The organism is Streptomyces sp. NPDC042371, assembly GCF_056437465.1.
In genome coordinates, this window is record NZ_JBWKAP010000020.1 from 15,512 (window position 1) to 33,433 (window position 17,922).

Here is a 17,922-nt window from a genome sequence, read left to right on the forward strand (position 1 = left end):
AAGGACCGACCGCCGGACAGCACAACCGGTCGCCGAGCCAGACAGGCCGACGTCCGCTCCAGGGAAGGACCCTTCGTGAGCGACACCACCGATCTGATGGGCGTGACTGCCGACACGCCCGCCACGGACGCCTCTGCGGCGCCTGCCACCGGTGCTTCGGCCGGGTCCCGGCGGCGCCGCGGCACCGGCCTCGAGGGCATGGTGCTGGCGGAACTGCAGCAGGTCGCATCGGGCCTTGGGATCAAGAGCACCGGGCGCATGCGCAAGAGCCAGCTGATCGAGGTCATCAAGGAGGCGCAGGCAGGGGGCGGAGCCCCGGCCAAGAGCGCCGCGCCTTCCGGGGACACCACCGAGACCAAGCCCAAGCGCCGGGCGACCTCGAAGGCCCGGACGGGTGAGGACGCCGCCGAGCCCGCCGCCAAGGCGAGCGCCTCGGCCAAGTCCGAGGGCGGCAAGTCCGAGGGCAAGGCCGACAAGGCCGCGTCCCAGCAGCAGATCGACATCCCCGGTCAGCCCGCTGGGGGCCCCGCCCGCGCGAGCGAGGCCGAGCGTGGGGGAGACGACCAGCCCGCGGGCGAGCGTCGTCGGCGCCGGGCCACCGCCGACGCGGGCAGCCCGGAGACGGTCACCGCCGAGGCGAAGGGCGAGGCCAAGGGCGACGCGTCCGAGGCCAAGGGCGACAAGGGCGCCGACGCCTCCGGTGACAACGGCGGCGACGGCCGTCGCGACCGCCGTGACCGGCAGGGCCGCGGCCGTGACCGCGACCGCCGTGGCAACAAGGGCGACGACCAGCAGCAGGGCGGCGGCCGTCAGGACCGCCAGGAGCGTCAGGACCGCCAGCAGCAGGGCGGCGGGCGCCAGGACCGGCAGGACCGTCAGCAGCGGGACAACGGACCGCGGGCCGACGAGGACGGGGACGACTTCGAGGGAGGGCGTCGCGGACGCCGCGGGCGCTACCGCGACCGCCGTGGCCGTCGCGGCCGCGACGAGCAGGGCTTCGGCAACGAGCCGCAGGTCTCCGAGGACGACGTCCTGATCCCCGTCGCGGGCATCCTGGACATCCTCGACAACTACGCGTTCATCCGTACGTCGGGCTACCTCCCCGGTCCCAATGACGTCTACGTCTCGCTGGCCCAGGTCCGCAAGAACGGTCTGCGCAAGGGCGACCACGTCACCGGCGCGGTGCGCCAGCCCAAGGACGGCGAGCGCCGCGAGAAGTTCAACGCGCTGGTCCGCCTGGACTCCGTCAACGGCATGGCACCCGAATCCGGGCGCGGGCGGCCGGAGTTCAACAAGCTGACGCCCCTTTACCCGCAGGACCGGCTCCGTCTGGAGACCGACCCGGGCGTGCTCACCACCCGCATCATCGACCTCGTCTCGCCCATCGGTAAGGGCCAGCGCGGTCTGATCGTGGCCCCGCCGAAGACCGGCAAGACCATGATCATGCAGGCGATCGCCAACGCGATCACGCACAACAGCCCCGAGTGCCACCTGATGGTCGTCCTGGTCGACGAGCGTCCGGAAGAGGTCACCGACATGCAGCGGTCGGTGAAGGGCGAGGTCATCTCCTCGACCTTCGACCGTCCCGCCGAGGACCACACCACGGTCGCCGAGCTCGCCATCGAGCGCGCCAAGCGCCTGGTGGAGCTGGGCCACGACGTCGTCGTGCTGCTCGACTCGATCACGCGTCTGGGCCGTGCGTACAACCTCGCCGCCCCGGCCTCCGGACGCATCCTGTCCGGTGGTGTCGACTCGACCGCGCTCTACCCGCCGAAGCGCTTCTTCGGTGCCGCGCGCAACATCGAGGACGGCGGCTCGCTGACCATCCTGGCCACCGCGCTGGTCGAGACCGGCTCGCGCATGGACGAGGTGATCTTCGAGGAGTTCAAGGGCACCGGCAACATGGAGCTCAAGCTCGACCGGAAGCTCTCGGACAAGCGCATCTTCCCGGCGGTGGACGTGGACGCGTCCAGCACCCGCAAGGAAGAGATCCTGCTCGGCAGCGACGAGCTCGCCATCACCTGGAAGCTGCGTCGCGTGCTGCACGCGCTCGACCAGCAGCAGGCGATCGAGCTGCTTCTCGACAAGATGAAGCAGACGAAGTCGAACGCCGAGTTCCTGCTGCAGATCCAGAAGACGACCCCGGCGCCGGGCAACGGCAACGACTAGTCGTCCTCAGCAGTCCGAAGGGCCGCCCCGTCACAGCTGTGACGGGGCGGCCCTTTTGGTGCGCGATGCGGCCAGGGAGAGACCAGGGAGAGACCTTGGCCACATACGTAAGAGATTCTTACGGTCACGGGCAGTAGCCCGATGACGGAAAAAGCCGCAGGTGAGGCCTGAATTGGTGGGGTGAGGGCATACGGTCGGTCACCAACGGTGCCCGGGGCGCGCACGGCGTGTTGTGCAACCCTTCAAGCGGTTCTGCCGTCTGACAAGTGACGACACACCGCACCTGACCCTGAAAGCAGGGGGTAGCCGACCGACGGGACTGAGGAGCGCATGACCGACGAGAGCAGGGGCGCCGACGCGCCGAAGCGCGCCGCCAAGCGGGGCCGCCGCCGCAAGCCGCGCAGCACGCGCAAGAAGGTGCTCGTCGTCACGGCCTGGACCGCCGCGGGTGTCGCCGTTCTCGGAGGCACCGGCCTCGGCTACGTCTACTTCAAGCTCAACGGCAACATCAAGGGCGTGGACATCAACGCCGCCCTCGGCACGGACCGCCCCCTGGACGTCGACAACGGCTCCCAGGACATCCTCGTCCTCGGCTCCGACTCGCGCTCCGGCGACAACGCCAAGTACGGCAAGGACGAAGGCGCCGCCCGTTCGGACACGGCGATGATCGTCCACGTCTACAAGGGCCACAAGAAGGCCAGCGTCGTCTCCATACCCCGCGACACCCTCATATCCAGGCCCGAGTGCAAGTCCGTGGACGGCAAGACGACCGACCCCGGCGGCCAGCGGCAGATGTTCAACACGGCGTACGAGGTCGGCGGCCCCGCCTGCGCCGTCAAGACCGTCGAGAAGATGTCCGGCATCCGGATGGACCACTACCTCGAGGTCGACTTCACGGGCTTCAAGAAGCTCATCGACACCCTCGGCGGCGTCGAGCTCACCACGAAGAAGCCCATCAAGGACGAGAAGAGCCACCTCGACCTCGACGCGGGCAAGCACACGCTCGACGGAGAGCAGGCGCTCGGTCTGGTCCGCACCCGGCACGGCGTCGGCGACGGCAGCGACCTCGGCCGCATCCAGCTCCAGCAGGCCTTCATCAAGGCGCTGCTCAACCAGGTCAAGGACGTCGGCGTCTTCAGCAACCCGAAGAAGCTGTTCGACCTCGCGGACGACGCGACGAGCGCCGTCACCACCGACTCGGACCTGAACGACGTCAAGTCCCTCGCGAGCTTCGCGAACGGCCTCAAGGGGATCGGCGCCGGTGACATGAAGATGGTCACGCTGCCCGTCCAGTACGACCCCGCGGACCTCAACCGCGTCCTGCCCCTCGAAGAGGAGGACCGGAAGGTCTGGGAGGCGCTCAAAGCCGACAGGCCCATCCCCAAGTCCGCCACGGACAAGTCCGCGGGCGACAAGGGCTCCGTGGGCTCCGTGGTGAGCAGCGACTAGGCGCTCCCGCCCGCCGCCGCACACCCGCCAGGAATAGATCGGCCCGCACCCCGGTTTTGGGAGATACGGCCGGTCCTGGCAGACTGGTACGTCGGCCCCGGTTCACGTACGAGCAATCCGCACGTACGACCCGGTGCCCTCCCGAAACTAGGAGACACCTTGAAGCGCGACATCCACCCCGAGTACGTCGAGACGCAGGTCAGCTGCACCTGTGGCGCGTCGTTCACCACTCACAGCACGATCTCCAGCGGCACCGTCCGTGCCGAGGTCTGCTCCGAGTGCCACCCGTTCTACACGGGCAAGCAGAAGATCCTCGACACCGGTGGCCGTGTGGCCCGCTTCGAGGCCCGCTTCGGCAAGGCCGGCTCCGCCCAGAAGTAGCGAGCCACTGCGCCGGTCGTCGGCCGCCCTCACGAGGGGGTGGCCGGGACCGGCGCTTTTGCCGTCCCGCAGCCAATTCGCGGAGAACCACCGCGCAGAAGACCAGGAGCCCCCGATGTTCGAGGCGGTCGAGGAACTGATCGGCGAGCACGCCGGTCTCGAGGACAAGCTCGCGGACCCTTCGGTCCACGCCGACCAGGCCAACGCGCGCAAGCTCAACAAGCGCTACGCCGAGCTGACCCCGATCGTCGCGACGTACCGCTCCTGGAAGCAGACCGGGGAGGACATCGAGACCGCGCGCGAGTTCGCGGCCGACGACCCGGACTTCGCCGCAGAGGTCAAGGACCTGGAACGGCAGCGCGAGGAGATCACCGAGAAGCTGCGGCTGCTGCTCGTCCCCCGGGACCCGTCCGACGACAAGGACGTCATCCTGGAGATCAAGGCGGGCGCGGGCGGCGATGAGTCGGCCCTGTTCGCGGGCGACCTCCTGCGGATGTACCTGCGGTACGCGGAGCGCATCGGCTGGAAGACCGAGATCATCGACGCCACCGAGTCCGAGCTCGGCGGCTACAAGGACGTCCAGGTCGCCGTGAAGACCAAGGGCGGCAACGGCGCGACCGAGCCCGGCCAGGGCGTCTGGGCGCGGCTGAAGTACGAGGGCGGCGTGCACCGCGTGCAGCGCGTGCCCTCCACCGAGTCCCAGGGGCGCATCCACACCTCCGCGGCCGGTGTCCTGGTGACGCCCGAGGCCGAGGAGATCGACGTCGAGATCCACGCCAACGACCTGCGCATCGACGTCTACCGTTCCTCCGGGCCCGGCGGTCAGTCCGTCAACACCACGGACTCCGCCGTCCGCATCACGCACCTGCCCACCGGAGTCGTCGCCTCCTGCCAGAACGAGAAGAGCCAGCTCCAGAACAAGGAGCAGGCCATGCGTATTCTGCGTTCCAGGCTCCTTGCGGCGGCTCAGGAAGAGGCGGAGAAGGAGGCCGCGGACGCCCGCAGGAGCCAGGTCCGCACCGTCGACCGCTCCGAGAAGATCCGCACGTACAACTTCCCGGAAAACCGGATCTCGGACCACCGAGTCGGCTTCAAGGCGTACAACTTGGACCAGGTGCTCGACGGTGAACTCGATCCGGTCATCCAGGCCTGCGTCGACGCCGACTCCGCCGCCAAGCTCGCCGCCGCCTGAGCCCGCTCTTCGTACGACCTTCCCGACCCGTCCCGGAGGACCAGCGTGAACCTGCTGCTCGCGGAAGTGGCCCAGGCCACCCAGCGGCTGGCCGACGCCGGCGTGCCCTCGCCGCGCAACGACGCGGAGGAGCTCGCCGCCTTCGTGCACGGCGTGAAGCGGGGCGAGCTGCACTCCGTCAAGGACACCGACTTCGACGCCCGCTACTGGGAGACCGTCGCGCGGCGCGAGGCTCGTGAACCGCTGCAGCACATCACGGGGCGGGCCTTCTTCCGCTACCTGGAGCTGCAGGTCGGCCCCGGCGTCTTCGTGCCCCGTCCGGAGACCGAGTCCGTCGTCGGGTGGGCCATAGACGCCGTCCGCGCGATGGACGTCGTCGAGCCGCTCATCGTCGACCTGTGCACCGGCTCCGGTGCCATCGCCCTCGCCATGGCGCAGGAGGTCCCGCGCTCGCGGGTGCACGCCGTCGAGCTGTCCGAGGACGCCCTCAAATGGACGCGGAAGAACGTCGAGGGGTCCAGGGTCGACCTCCGCCAGGGAGACGCCAGGGACGCGTTCCCCGAGCTGGAGGGACAGGCCGACCTGGTGATCTCCAATCCGCCGTACATCCCGCTCACGGAGTGGGAGTACGTCGCCCCGGAAGCCCGTGACTACGACCCCGAGCTCGCCCTCTTCTCAGGAGAGGACGGCCTCGACCTGATCCGCGGCATCGAGCGCACCGCCCACCGGCTGCTGCGCCCCGGGGGAGTCGTCGTCATCGAGCACGCGGACACCCAGGGCGGACAGGTCCCGTGGATCTTCACCGAGGAGCGGGGCTGGGCCGACGCGGCCGACCACCCCGACCTCAACAACCGCCCGCGTTTCGCCACCGCCCGCAAGGCGATGCCGTGACGACAGCTGTGACGACCCAGATCATCAGTGTCAGTTTTTCAGTGAGGAGTCCGGACTAATGGCACGGCGATACGACACCAACGACGCGACCGACCGTACGACCGGTCTGCGCGAGGCCGCGTCCGCCGTCCGCCGTGGCGAGCTGGTCGTGCTGCCCACCGACACCGTCTACGGCATCGGTGCCGACGCCTTCACCCCGGAGGCGTGCTCCGACCTGCTGGACGCCAAGGGCCGCGGGCGCAACATGCCCACGCCCGTCCTGATCGGCTCACCGAACACCCTGCACGGCCTGGTCACCGACTTCTCCGAGATGGCCTGGGAGCTTGTCGACGCCTTCTGGCCGGGCGCCCTGACCCTCATCGCCAAGCAGCAGCCGTCCCTGCAGTGGGACCTCGGCGACACCCGTGGCACGGTCGCCATCCGCATGCCGCTGCACCCCGTCGCCATCGAGCTGCTCACCGAGGTGGGCCCGATGGCCGTCTCCTCGGCCAATCTCACGGGACACCCCGCCCCCGAGGACTGCGACGCCGCGCAGGAGATGCTCGGCGACTCCGTCTCCGTCTACCTGGACGGCGGCCCGACCCCCGGCATCGTCCCGTCGTCGATCGTCGACGTCACGGGCAAGGTGCCGGTGCTGCTCCGTGCGGGCGCCCTTGACGCGGACGAGCTGCGCAAGGTGGTACCCGACCTCGAGGTGGCGAATTGACAGCCCCTGAGACGGGGCGTGGCATAGCGGGCTTCCCGGGCTCTGCGGACTCCTTCCGCATCCTCCACGTCAGTACCGGCAACGTGTGCCGCTCGCCCATCACCGAGCGGCTGACCAGACATGCCCTGGCCGACCGCCTCGGCGACCCCCTCACCGGCGGTCTGATCGTGGAGAGCGCGGGCACCTGGGGCCACGAGGGCGCCCCGATGGAGACCAACGCCGAGACGGTCCTCGCCGACTTCGGCGCGGACCCCACCGGCTTCATGGGCCGCGAGCTCCTCGACGACCACGTCATCCGCGCCGACCTGGTCCTGACCGCGACCCGCGACCACCGGGCGCAGGTCATCTCCATGGGGCACTCGGCGGGCCTGCGCACCTTCACGCTCAAGGAGTTCACGCGACTCGTCCGGGCGATAGACATGACGACCCTGCCGGACCCCGACGGCGGCGTGGTGGAGCGGGCCCGTGCCCTGGTGCGCGCCGCCGCCGCGCTGCGCGGCTGGCTCCTCGCGCCCAACGTGGAGGCCGACGAGGTGTACGACCCGTACGGGGCACCCCTGCCGTTCTTCCGCTCGGTGGGCGACGAGATCAACCAGGCCCTCGACCCCGTCGTGACGGCGCTGACCGGGGTGCCCGCGCACATGTAGCGGCCTACATTGGATCTGAGGTCACCCCTGCAAGGCCCCGGAGCCCACGATGCCGCTCAGCACGGTCAGCACCGCACGCACCGCACCCACCTCCTTCACGGACCTCGACGGGCTGCGCAGGCAGGACCCCGAGCTGGCCGAGGTCCTCATCGCGGAGGTCGCCCGGCAGAGTGACGCGCTCCAGCTGATCGCCGCCGAGAACTTCACCTCGCCCGCCGTCCTCACCGCGCTCGGCTCGCCGCTCGCCAACAAGTACGCGGAGGGCTATCCCGGCGCCCGTCACCACGGCGGCTGCGAGCTGGTCGACATCGCCGAGCGGATCGCCGTCGACCGCGCCAAGGCCCTGTTCGGCGCCGAGCACGCCAACGTGCAGGCGCACTCCGGTTCCTCCGCCGTGCTCGCCGCGTACGCCGCGCTGCTGCGCCCCGGCGACACGGTCCTCGCGATGGGCCTGCCGTACGGCGGACACCTCACGCACGGCTCGCCCGCGAACTTCTCCGGCCGGTGGTTCGACTTCGTCGGGTACGGGGTGGATCCCGAGAGCGGCCTCATCGACTACGACCAGGTGCACGCCCTGGCCCGCACGCACCGGCCCAAGGCCATCGTGTGCGGCTCGATCTCCTACCCCCGGCACATCGACTACGCGGCCTTCCGCGAGATCGCCGACGACGTGGGCGCCCATCTCATCGCCGACGCCGCGCACCCCATGGGCCTGGTGGCCGGGGGAGCGGCGCCGAACCCCGTGCCGCACGCCGACGTCGTCTGCGCGACCACGCACAAGGTCCTGCGCGGCCCGCGGGGCGGCCTCCTGCTGTGCGGGGCGGACCTGGCGGAGAGGATCGACCGGGCGGTCTTCCCGTTCACGCAGGGCGGCGCCCAGATGCACACGATCGCCGCCAAGGCCGTGGCGTTCGGCGAGGCGGCCACTCCGGCGTTCACGGGGTACGCCCATCAGGTGGTCCACAACGCACGCATCCTGGCCGAGGCGCTGGCCGCAGGCGGGTTCGCGATCACGACCGGCGGTACGGACACTCATCTGGTTCTGGCCGATCCCACCCCCCTGGGAGTGGAGGCACACACCGCCCGCGGCAGGCTCGCCGCGTCCGGGATCTTCCTCGACACCTGCGCCCTGCCCCACGGCGAGATCCGCGGCCTGAGGCTGGGAACCGCCGCCGTCACGACCCAGGGCATGGGCGACGCGGAGCTGGTCCGCATCGCGGGCCTGCTGGTCGAAGCGGTGCGGGAGGACTCGAACGTACGAGAAGAGGTACGCGATCTGGTGGCGGCATTTCCGCCGTATCCGGCCTAGCCAGGAGCAGTCGGGTCAGGGGCCCTCGGAGACTCGTGCAACCATCGTCGCTACCCGGAAGTCCCCAACCGTATGCGCGCAAAGCTAGGGTGTGGGGCTGAGATGGCCAGCGAAACCTGTGGGGAAGCCCGTGCGTGAATACCTGCTGACGCTCTGCATCACGGCCGCGGTGACCTACCTGCTGACCGGCCCGGTGCGGAAGTTCGCGATCGTGGCCGGCGCCATGCCGGAGATCCGCGCCCGCGACGTCCACAGGGAACCCACACCCCGGCTCGGGGGCATCGCGATGTTCTTCGGGCTCTGCGCGGGCCTGCTGGTCGCCGATCACCTGCCGAACCTGAACGCGGTCTTCGAGAACTCCAACGAGCCGCGTGCGCTGCTCTCCGGAGCGGCGCTGATCTGGCTGATCGGCGTGCTGGACGACAAGTTCGAGATCGACGCGCTGATCAAGCTCGGCGGTCAGATGATCGCCGCGGGCGTCATGGTCATGCAGGGTCTGACGATCCTGTGGATCCCGGTCCCCGGCGTCGGCACGGTCTCGCTCACGTCCGGCCAGGGCACCCTGCTCACCGTCGCGCTGGTCGTCATCACGATCAACGCGGTGAACTTCGTGGACGGCCTCGACGGCCTCGCCGCGGGCATGGTGTGCATCGCGTCGGCGGCGTCCTTCATGTACGCCTACCGGATCTGGTACGGCTACGGCATCGAGGCCGCGGCCCCCGCCACGCTCTTCGCCGCCATCCTGATGGGCATGTGCCTCGGCTTCCTGCCGCACAACATGCACCCCGCCCGGATCTTCATGGGCGACTCCGGCTCGATGCTCATCGGGCTCGTCCTCGCGGCGGGCGCGATCTCCGTCACCGGACAGGTCGACCCGGCCGCGATGAAGCTGAACTTCGGCACGGGACGCGACGCGACCCACGCGATGCTGCCGGTCTTCATCCCGCTCCTGATGCCGCTGACGATCATCGCGATCCCCTTCGCGGACCTGGTCCTCGCGATCGTCCGGCGCACCTGGAACGGCAAGTCGCCGTTTGCCGCGGACCGCGGCCACCTCCACCACCGGCTCCTGGAGATCGGCCACTCGCACAGCCGCGCGGTGCTGATCATGTACTTCTGGTCGGGGCTCATCGCCTTCGGCACCGTCGCGTACTCGGTGCACTCGACGAGCATGTGGATCCTGCTGCTGATCGTCGCGCTCAGCGCGCTGGGGCTCGTGCTGCTCCTGCTGCCGCGCTTCACACCGCGCACCCCGCGGTGGGCCGAGGCCTTCGTGCCGCCGCGCTACCGCCGCCGCCGTGCGGCCGCCGGACTGGCGGCCCAGGAAGCGATGCATGGGGCGCATGAGGACGGGCAGGCGCCCGACGGCTCGGAGGAGAAGACTCCGGTCTCGGCGGGCGTCAACGGAGCGACCGCGATCGGCGCCCGTTCGCGCTTCCAGGAACGGCGTGAAGCCGGTTCGTCACGTTGACGCGTGACCCGAAAACGCTTCATTACCAGACAAACTGACGCTCCAGATGCACAGACGCGCGGATTACTTCTCATGTGTGACAGTCGGCACACCTAACAGGTAAAGACCTCATCAAATAGTTTGTGATACGGTTCACGAGATCCCGGGGTAGAGCCGAAGGACCGTAGTGCGACGGTCCATTGGCCCGAGGGACCCCCTCGGCCCGGGTCTACGCTCGTCCATGACGACACCCTGCCCCCATCAGTAAGCGGAGCTGCCGCCATGCCGTCTCAAGACGCCCGAAATCTCCTTCAGACCGCCGTGCCCACGGCTGCCGTCGGCGTGATCGTCGCCGCCGTCAGTGGTGTTGTTGCCGGTGGCAAGGGAGCGATCGGCGCCGTCGTCGGCACCGTGGTCGTCATTGCCTTCATGGGGCTCGGTCTGTTCGTCCTGCAGAAGACGGCGAAATCCCTTCCGCAGCTGTTTCAGGCAATGGGCATGATGTTGTACGTCGCCCAACTCCTGCTGCTTCTGGTCTTCATGGGTCTGTTCAAGGACACCACGCTCTTCAATCCGAGGGCCTTCGCGGCCGCGCTCGTCGCGGCGACCATCGTGTGGATGGCCGCACAGGCGCGTGCACACATGAAGGCGAAGATCCTTTACGTCGAACCCGACTCCGAAAGCGACTCCTCGAAGAAGGACAAGCCGGAGAAGTCGGGGTCGTCGACGTGAAGGGTAGGGGCGGGATAAATGGCCGTTCGAGATGCTGCTATCGTCCGGTGCCAACTGCGGCACTGCGGGCGCGGGCATCTGAGCTGACGCCTGCACAATCGCGAGGCTCGATGCCTGAATGCCGCTCACACTTCCGAAACACCAGTCCGGTGCCGACCCGCGGCCGCGCGCCGCGCCGACACGACAACGAGGTTGCCGTACCTATGCGTCACGCCGAAGGAGCCCGCGGTGAGTGCTGACCAAACTGAGCTCGCCTTTGACTGGAGCTGTCGGATCATGTCCGACAACGGCTGTGGCTTCCCGGCTCCGGGCCTGCACTCGTTCCTTTTCAAGCCGATGTTCACCGTCGGCGGGTTCGAGTTCAACAAGGTCATGCTGCTCGCCCTGATGACCACGCTCGTCGTCGTCACCTTCTTCTACGTGGCGTTCGGCAAGGCCAAGTTGGTCCCGGGCAAGCTGCAGATGATGGGCGAGGCCGGCTACGACTTCGTACGCCGCGGGATCGTCTACGAGACGATGGGCAAGAAGGACGGCGAGAAGTACGTCCCGCTCATGGTGTCGCTGTTCTTCTTCATCTGGATCATGAACATCTGGTCCGTGATCCCACTGACCCAGTTCCCGGTCTCGTCGATCATCGCCTACCCGGCAGTGCTCGCGGCGGTCGTCTACCTGGTCTGGGTTCCGCTCACCTTCAAGAAGCACGGCTTCGTGGGTGGCTGGAAGAACATCACCGGGTTCGACAATTCGCTCGGCCCGATCAAGTGGCTCGTGTCGTTCATCGAGTTCTTCTCGAACCTGCTGGTGCGCCCCTTCACGCACGCCGTGCGACTCTTCGCCAACATGTTCGCCGGTCACCTGATGCTGGTGATGTTCACCGTCGCCTCCTGGTACCTGCTGAACAGCTGGATGATCCCGGCCGCCGGTGTCTCCTTCGTGATGACCATGGCGATGATCCTCTTCGAGCTTTTCGTGCAGGCCGTCCAGGCGTACGTCTTCGTACTCCTTGCCTGCTCGTACATCCAGGGCGCTCTGGCCGAGCACCACTGATCGCCCTCCTGCAACCCCCTAAGCGCCCGGTGGCCAACCCCCACCGGTCCATGAAAGAGAAGGAAGTAACGGCATGTCCGCGACTCTCGAGCTCGCCGCCCTCCAGGGTGACATCAAGGCCCTCGGCTCCATCGGCTACGGCCTCGCGGCCATCGGCCCCGGCATCGGTGTCGGCATTGTCTTCGGTAAGGGCACCGAGGCTCTCGCCCGTCAGCCCGAAGCTGCCGGCCTGATCCGTGCCAACCAGATCCTCGGTTTCGCCTTCTGTGAGGCGCTCGCCCTCATCGGCATCGTCATGCCGTTCGTCTACGGCTCCTGATCGCCCGAGACGATTAGTCCCGTTCGACGAAAGGCAATGATGTGATCGCCAACCTGGTACAGCAGGCGGCCGAGCACGCGGAGGAGCAGAACCCGCTCATTCCGCCCGGTCCCGAGCTGCTCGTCGGCGCCATCGCCTTCGCCATCGTCTTCTTCTTCTTCTGGAAGAAGCTCCTCCCGAACATCAACAAGGTTCTGGAAGAGCGCCGGGAGGCGATCGAAGGCGGTATCGAGAAGGCCGAGGCCGCTCAGACCGAGGCCCAGAGCGTTCTTGAGCAGTACAAGGCTCAGCTCGCCGAGGCCCGGCACGAGGCCGCGCGTCTGCGCCAGGAGGCGCAGGAGCAGGGCGCCACGCTCATCGCCGAGATGCGGGCCGAGGGCCAGCGTCAGCGCGAGGAGATCGTCGCCGCAGGCCACGCGCAGATCGAGGCCGACCGCAAGGCCGCCGCGCAGTCGCTGCGTCAGGACGTGGGCCAGCTGGCCACCGACCTGGCGGGCAAGCTCGTCGGCGAGTCCCTTGAGGACCACGCCCGGCAGAGCCGCACGATCGACCGCTTCCTCGACGGCCTCGATGAAGCTGCAGCGAAGGCCGAGGCCGCTCGATGACAGCGCACGGAGCTAGCCGCGAGGCCCTGGCCGCCGCGCGCGAGCGCCTCGACGCGCTGACGGACAGCACCTCGGTCGACGCGAAGCAGCTCGCTGACGAGCTGGCCGCGGTCACCGCGCTGTTCAGCCGTGAGGTCTCGCTGCGTCGGGTCCTGACCGACCCGGCGCAGTCCGGCGAGGCCAAGGCCGAGCTCGCGGGCCGCCTCCTCTCCGGACAGGTGGGCGGCGTGACCGCCGACCTGGTGGCCGGCATGGTGCGCTCGCGCTGGTCGCAGTCGCGTGACCTGGTGGACGCCCTCGAGGAGCTCGCCAACCTCGCCGATGTGACCGGTGCGCAGAAGGCCGGCGCCCTGGACAACGTCGAGGACGAGCTCTTCCGGTTCGGCCGGATCGTCTCGTCGAGCACCGAGCTGCGAGCCGCGCTGACCGACCGCGCCGCGACCGGCACGGCCAAGAGCGAGCTGCTGCGCAGCCTGCTCGGTGGTCGCGCCGACGCCGTCACGGAGCGGCTCGTCGAGCGCCTCGTGACCGCGCCGCGTGGACGTAGCCTGGAAGACGGACTCGAGTCCCTCTCCAAGCTGGCCGCGGACCGCCGCAACCGGATGGTCGCCGTCGTCACTTCCGCCGTTCCGCTCTCGGACCGGCAGAAGCAGCGTCTTGGCGATGCCCTGGCCAAGGTGTACGGACGCCCGATGCACCTGAACCTCGACGTGGACCCCGAGGTCCTCGGCGGGATCACGGTCCAGGTGGGCGACGAGGTCATCAACGGCTCCATCGCGGACCGCATCGAGGAAGTCGGCCGCCGCGTGGCCGGCCAGTAAAAGCAACAAAGCACGACCTACGGCCCTAGTTGGGCCGTGCAGAGGATTCCTGGGGGATTTACCCCAGACCCCCAAGAAAACTTTCGGGCCCAACAAGGAGAGCAGGGAACCCAGATGGCGGAGCTCACGATCCGGCCGGAGGAGATCCGGGACGCGCTGGAGAACTTCGTCCAGGCGTACAAGCCGGACGCGGCCTCGCGCGAGGAGGTCGGTACGGTCACCCTTGCCGGCGACGGCATCGCGAAGGTCGAGGGCCTGCCCTCGGCCATGGCCAACGAGCTGCTGAAGTTCGAGGACGGGACCCTCGGTCTCGCGCTGAACCTGGAAGAGCGCGAGATCGGTTCGATCGTCCTCGGCGAGTTCAGCGGCATCGAAGAGGGCCAGTCGGTCACCCGTACCGGCGAGGTCCTGTCGGTCGCGGTGGGCGAGGGCTACCTCGGCCGCGTCGTCGACCCGCTCGGCAACGCGATCGACGGCCTCGGCGAGATCGAGACCAGCGGTCGCCGCGCCCTTGAGCTGCAGGCCCCCACGGTCATGCAGCGCAAGTCGGTGCACGAGCCGATGGAGACCGGCTACAAGGCCGTCGACGCGATGACCCCGATCGGCCGTGGCCAGCGTCAGCTGATCATCGGTGACCGCCAGACCGGCAAGACCGCCCTGGCCGTCGACACGATCATCAACCAGCGCGACAACTGGCGCTCGGGCGACGTGAACAAGCAGGTGCGCTGCATCTACGTCGCCGTCGGTCAGAAGGGCTCCACCATCGCCTCCGTGCGCGGTGCCCTCGAAGAGGCCGGTGCGCTGGAGTACACGACCATCGTCGCCGCCCCGGCGTCCGACCCGGCCGGCTTCAAGTACCTGGCGCCGTACACCGGTTCGGCCATCGGCCAGCAGTGGATGTACGAGGGCAAGCACGTCCTCATCATCTTCGACGACCTCTCGAAGCAGGCCGACGCCTACCGCGCCGTGTCCCTGCTGCTCCGCCGCCCGCCGGGGCGCGAGGCCTACCCGGGTGACGTCTTCTACCTGCACTCGCGTCTGCTCGAGCGCTGCGCGAAGCTCTCGGACGAGCTGGGCAAGGGCTCGATGACCGGTCTGCCGATCGTCGAGACCAAGGCGAACGACGTGTCGGCGTTCATTCCGACCAACGTCATCTCCATCACCGACGGCCAGTGCTTCCTGGAGTCGGACCTCTTCAACGCCGGTCAGCGCCCCGCGCTGAACGTCGGTATCTCCGTCTCCCGAGTCGGTGGTTCCGCGCAGCACAAGGCGATGAAGCAGGTCTCCGGCCGCCTCCGCGTGGACCTCGCCCAGTTCCGTGAGCTGGAGGCGTTCGCCGCCTTCGGTTCCGACCTGGACGCCGCGTCGAAGGCGCAGCTCGAGCGCGGCCAGCGCATGGTCGAACTGCTCAAGCAGCCGCAGTACGAGCCGATGGCGACCGAGAACCAGGTCGTGTCCGTGTGGGCCGGTACCACCGGTCGCATGGACGAGGTGCCGGTCAACGACATCCGCCGCTTCGAGCGTGAGCTCCTCTCGTACCTGCACCAGAGCGAGAAGGGCCTCATGACCTCCATCAAGGAGGGCGGCAAGATGTCGGACGACACCCTGCAGGCCATCGGCGACGCGATCGCGGCGTTCAAGAAGCAGTTCCAGACCTCGGACGGGAAGCTTCTCGGCGAGGACGCCCCCGCCGCTGCCAAGTGACGTAAGGAAGGGACCTGACTCATGGGAGCCCAGCTCCGGGTCTACAAGCGTCGCATCCGATCCGTCACCGCGACCAAGAAGATCACCAAGGCGATGGAGATGATCGCCGCCTCGCGTGTCGTCAAGGCACAGCGCAAGGTGGCGGCCTCCACGCCGTACGCGACCGAGCTCACCCGCGCGGTCACGGCGGTCGGCACTGGCTCGAACACGAAGCACCCGCTGACGACCGAGGCGGAGACGGCGACCCGTTCCGCGGTACTGCTCCTCACGAGCGACCGCGGACTGGCCGGCGCCTTCAACTCCAACGCCATCAAGGCCGCGGAGCAGCTCACCGAGCGCCTCGAGGCAGCGGGCAAGGAGGTCGACACGTTCATCGTCGGCCGCCGTGGTCTTGCCCACTACAACTTCCGCGAGCGCAAGGTCGTGGAATCGTGGTCGGGCTTCACCGACGAGCCTTCGTACGCGGATGCCAAGAACGTCGCGGTGCCGCTGATCGAGGCCATCGAGAAGGAGACGGCGGAGGGCGGCGTGGACGAGATCCACATCGTCTACACCGAGTTCGTCTCGATGATGACGCAGACGGCCATCGACAGCCGACTGCTGCCGCTCAGCCTCGAAGAGGTCGCGGAGGAGTCGCCCACCAAGGGCGAGATCCTTCCGCTCTACGACTTCGAGCCGTCGGCGGAGGACGTCCTCGACGCCCTGCTGCCGCGGTACGTCGAGAGCCGTATCTACAACGCGATGCTCCAGTCGGCTGCTTCCAAGCACGCCGCCACGCGCCGCGCGATGAAGTCGGCGACCGACAACGCCGGGGATCTGATCAACAGCCTCTCCCGGCTTGCCAACGCGGCCCGCCAGGCCGAAATCACCCAGGAAATCAGCGAGATCGTCGGCGGCACAGCAGCCCTGGCCGACGCGACCGCGGGGAGTGACAAGTAATGACGACCACTGTTGAGACGGCCGTTGCCACGGGCCGCGTCGCCCGGGTCATCGGCCCGGTCGTCGACGTGGAGTTCCCCGTCGACGCGATGCCGGAGATCTACAACGCCCTGCACGTCCAGGTCGACGACCCGGCCGAAGAGGGCGCGAAGAAGACGCTGACCCTCGAGGTCGCCCAGCACCTGGGTGACGGCGTGGTCCGCGCGATCTCGATGCAGCCCACCGACGGCCTGGTCCGCCAGGCCCCGGTCACCGACACCGGCAAGGGCATCTCGGTGCCGGTCGGCGACGTGACCAAGGGCCGTGTGTTCAACACCCTCGGTGAGGTGCTGAACGACGACCCGTCCACGGTCGCCGAGGCCGAGCGCTGGACGATCCACCGCAAGGCCCCGGCCTTCGACCAGCTCGAGTCCAAGACCGAGATGTTCGAGACCGGCCTGAAGGTCGTCGACCTTCTCACCCCGTACGTCAAGGGTGGAAAGATCGGTCTGTTCGGTGGTGCCGGTGTCGGCAAGACCGTGCTGATCCAGGAAATGATCGTCCGTGTGGCCAAGCTGCACGACGGTGTCTCCGTCTTCGCCGGTGTCGGCGAGCGCACCCGTGAGGGCAACGACCTCATGGTCGAGATGGAGGAAGCCGGCGTTCTGGACAAGACCGCGCTGGTCTTCGGCCAGATGGACGAGCCGCCGGGCACGCGTCTGCGCGTCGCCCTGGCCGGTCTGACCATGGCGGAGTACTTCCGCGATGTGCAGAAGCAGGACGTGCTGTTCTTCATCGACAACATCTTCCGCTTCACGCAGGCCGGTTCCGAGGTCTCGACCCTGCTCGGCCGCATGCCGTCCGCGGTGGGTTACCAGCCGAACCTGGCCGACGAGATGGGTCTCCTCCAGGAGCGCATCACGTCGACCCGTGGTCACTCGATCACCTCGATGCAGGCGATCTACGTCCCCGCGGACGACCTGACCGACCCGGCCCCGGCCACGACCTTCGCGCACCTCGACGCGACGACCGTGCTGTCGCGTCCGATCTCGGAGAAGGGCATCTACCCGGCGGTGGACCCGCTGGACTCGACGTCCCGCATCCTGGACCCGCGCTACATCGCGCAGGACCACTACGACGCCGCCATGCGCGTCAAGACGATCCTGCAGAAGTACAAGGACCTCCAGGACATCATCGCGATCCTCGGTATCGACGAGCTCAGCGAAGAGGACAAGCTCGTCGTCGCCCGTGCCCGTCGCGTGGAGCGCTTCCTGTCGCAGAACACGCACGCCGCCAAGCAGTTCACCGGTGTGGACGGCTCGGACGTGTCCCTCGAGGAGTCGATCGCGGCCTTCAACGCGATCTGCGACGGCGAGTACGACCACTTCCCCGAGCAGGCCTTCTTCATGTGTGGTGGTCTCGAGGACCTCAAGAAGAACGCCAAGGAGCTCGGCGTCTCCTGAGCTCACTAGCTCGATGCGGAGAGGGGCGGGGACACCCCGCACAGGGGCCGTGTCCCGCCCCTCTTCGTACGCCCACTAGAATTTGACCCAACACCCGGCTGAACCGCCGGGTGGTGACC

The 17,922-nt window shown here is 68.4% G+C and carries 17 protein-coding genes; all 17 read left to right on the plus strand.

Features of this window, described 5'->3' with window-relative positions; genetic code table 11:
* Window positions 1–75: 75 nt before the first annotated feature.
* The 17 genes from rho to atpD all read left to right on the plus strand — a co-directional run bounded on the left by rho (window position 76) and on the right by atpD (window position 17,803).
* Window positions 76–2,169: a transcription termination factor Rho gene (rho, locus tag AC068B_RS37810; protein WP_478676006.1), complete on the plus strand. Its 2,094-nt coding sequence runs from the start codon at window positions 76–78 to the stop codon at window positions 2,167–2,169.
* A 330-nt stretch (window positions 2,170–2,499) separates the two neighbouring features.
* The gene (locus AC068B_RS37815; RefSeq protein ID WP_478676007.1) at window positions 2,500–3,618 is read left to right on the plus strand and encodes an LCP family protein; all 1,119 of its coding nucleotides are present in this window, start codon (window positions 2,500–2,502) and stop codon (window positions 3,616–3,618) included.
* Between the two features lie 159 nt (window positions 3,619–3,777).
* Window positions 3,778–3,999, plus strand: a complete 222-nt coding sequence (rpmE, locus tag AC068B_RS37820; RefSeq protein ID WP_478676008.1) for a 50S ribosomal protein L31 — start codon at window positions 3,778–3,780, stop codon at window positions 3,997–3,999.
* Between the two features lie 115 nt (window positions 4,000–4,114).
* Window positions 4,115–5,191, plus strand: coding sequence for a peptide chain release factor 1 (gene prfA, locus AC068B_RS37825; RefSeq protein WP_478676009.1), 1,077 nt, complete (start codon window positions 4,115–4,117; stop codon window positions 5,189–5,191).
* 45 nt (window positions 5,192–5,236) lie between these two features.
* The gene (prmC, locus tag AC068B_RS37830; protein ID WP_055564415.1) at window positions 5,237–6,082 is read left to right on the plus strand and encodes a peptide chain release factor N(5)-glutamine methyltransferase; all 846 of its coding nucleotides are present in this window, start codon (window positions 5,237–5,239) and stop codon (window positions 6,080–6,082) included.
* 58 nt (window positions 6,083–6,140) lie between these two features.
* Window positions 6,141–6,788, plus strand: a complete 648-nt coding sequence (locus tag AC068B_RS37835; protein ID WP_055564414.1) for an L-threonylcarbamoyladenylate synthase — start codon at window positions 6,141–6,143, stop codon at window positions 6,786–6,788.
* A complete protein-coding gene (locus AC068B_RS37840) occupies window positions 6,785–7,435 on the plus strand; it encodes an arsenate reductase/protein-tyrosine-phosphatase family protein (RefSeq protein ID WP_150186231.1) in 651 nt (216 codons plus the stop codon). The genes AC068B_RS37835 and AC068B_RS37840 overlap by 4 nt, the downstream gene beginning before the upstream one ends.
* Before the next feature lie 49 nt (window positions 7,436–7,484).
* Entirely contained in the window at window positions 7,485–8,744 is a 1,260-nt protein-coding gene (locus AC068B_RS37845; protein WP_478676010.1) for a serine hydroxymethyltransferase, read from the plus strand.
* 130 nt (window positions 8,745–8,874) lie between these two features.
* Window positions 8,875–10,215, plus strand: a complete 1,341-nt coding sequence (locus AC068B_RS37850) for an MraY family glycosyltransferase (RefSeq protein ID WP_478676011.1) — start codon at window positions 8,875–8,877, stop codon at window positions 10,213–10,215.
* 261 nt (window positions 10,216–10,476) lie between these two features.
* Window positions 10,477–10,926 carry a Cg1360 family ATP-synthase-associated protein gene (locus AC068B_RS37855; RefSeq protein ID WP_356256488.1) on the plus strand — a complete coding sequence of 150 codons (450 nt, stop codon included), beginning with the start codon at window positions 10,477–10,479 and terminating at the stop codon, window positions 10,924–10,926.
* A gap of 276 nt (window positions 10,927–11,202) precedes the next feature.
* Window positions 11,203–11,973 carry a F0F1 ATP synthase subunit A gene (gene atpB, locus AC068B_RS37860; RefSeq protein WP_150221139.1) on the plus strand — a complete coding sequence of 257 codons (771 nt, stop codon included), beginning with the start codon at window positions 11,203–11,205 and terminating at the stop codon, window positions 11,971–11,973.
* A gap of 73 nt (window positions 11,974–12,046) precedes the next feature.
* Complete coding sequence (atpE, locus tag AC068B_RS37865; RefSeq protein ID WP_016643250.1) at window positions 12,047–12,292, plus strand: ATP synthase F0 subunit C; 246 nt, start codon at window positions 12,047–12,049, stop codon at window positions 12,290–12,292.
* Between the two features lie 41 nt (window positions 12,293–12,333).
* Complete coding sequence (locus tag AC068B_RS37870; RefSeq protein WP_478676012.1) at window positions 12,334–12,897, plus strand: F0F1 ATP synthase subunit B; 564 nt, start codon at window positions 12,334–12,336, stop codon at window positions 12,895–12,897.
* Window positions 12,894–13,718 (plus strand): F0F1 ATP synthase subunit delta, encoded by an 825-nt coding sequence (locus tag AC068B_RS37875; RefSeq protein ID WP_478676013.1) that lies wholly within the window; start codon window positions 12,894–12,896, stop codon window positions 13,716–13,718. Before AC068B_RS37870 ends, AC068B_RS37875 begins: the two co-directional genes overlap by 4 nt.
* A gap of 114 nt (window positions 13,719–13,832) precedes the next feature.
* A complete protein-coding gene (gene atpA / locus AC068B_RS37880) occupies window positions 13,833–15,422 on the plus strand; it encodes a F0F1 ATP synthase subunit alpha (RefSeq protein WP_356256498.1) in 1,590 nt (529 codons plus the stop codon).
* Between the two features lie 21 nt (window positions 15,423–15,443).
* Window positions 15,444–16,361 (plus strand): F0F1 ATP synthase subunit gamma, encoded by a 918-nt coding sequence (locus AC068B_RS37885; protein WP_478676014.1) that lies wholly within the window; start codon window positions 15,444–15,446, stop codon window positions 16,359–16,361.
* The gene (atpD, locus tag AC068B_RS37890) at window positions 16,361–17,803 is read left to right on the plus strand and encodes a F0F1 ATP synthase subunit beta (protein ID WP_478676015.1); all 1,443 of its coding nucleotides are present in this window, start codon (window positions 16,361–16,363) and stop codon (window positions 17,801–17,803) included. Before AC068B_RS37885 ends, atpD begins: the two co-directional genes overlap by 1 nt.
* Window positions 17,804–17,922: the final 119 nt, after the last annotated feature.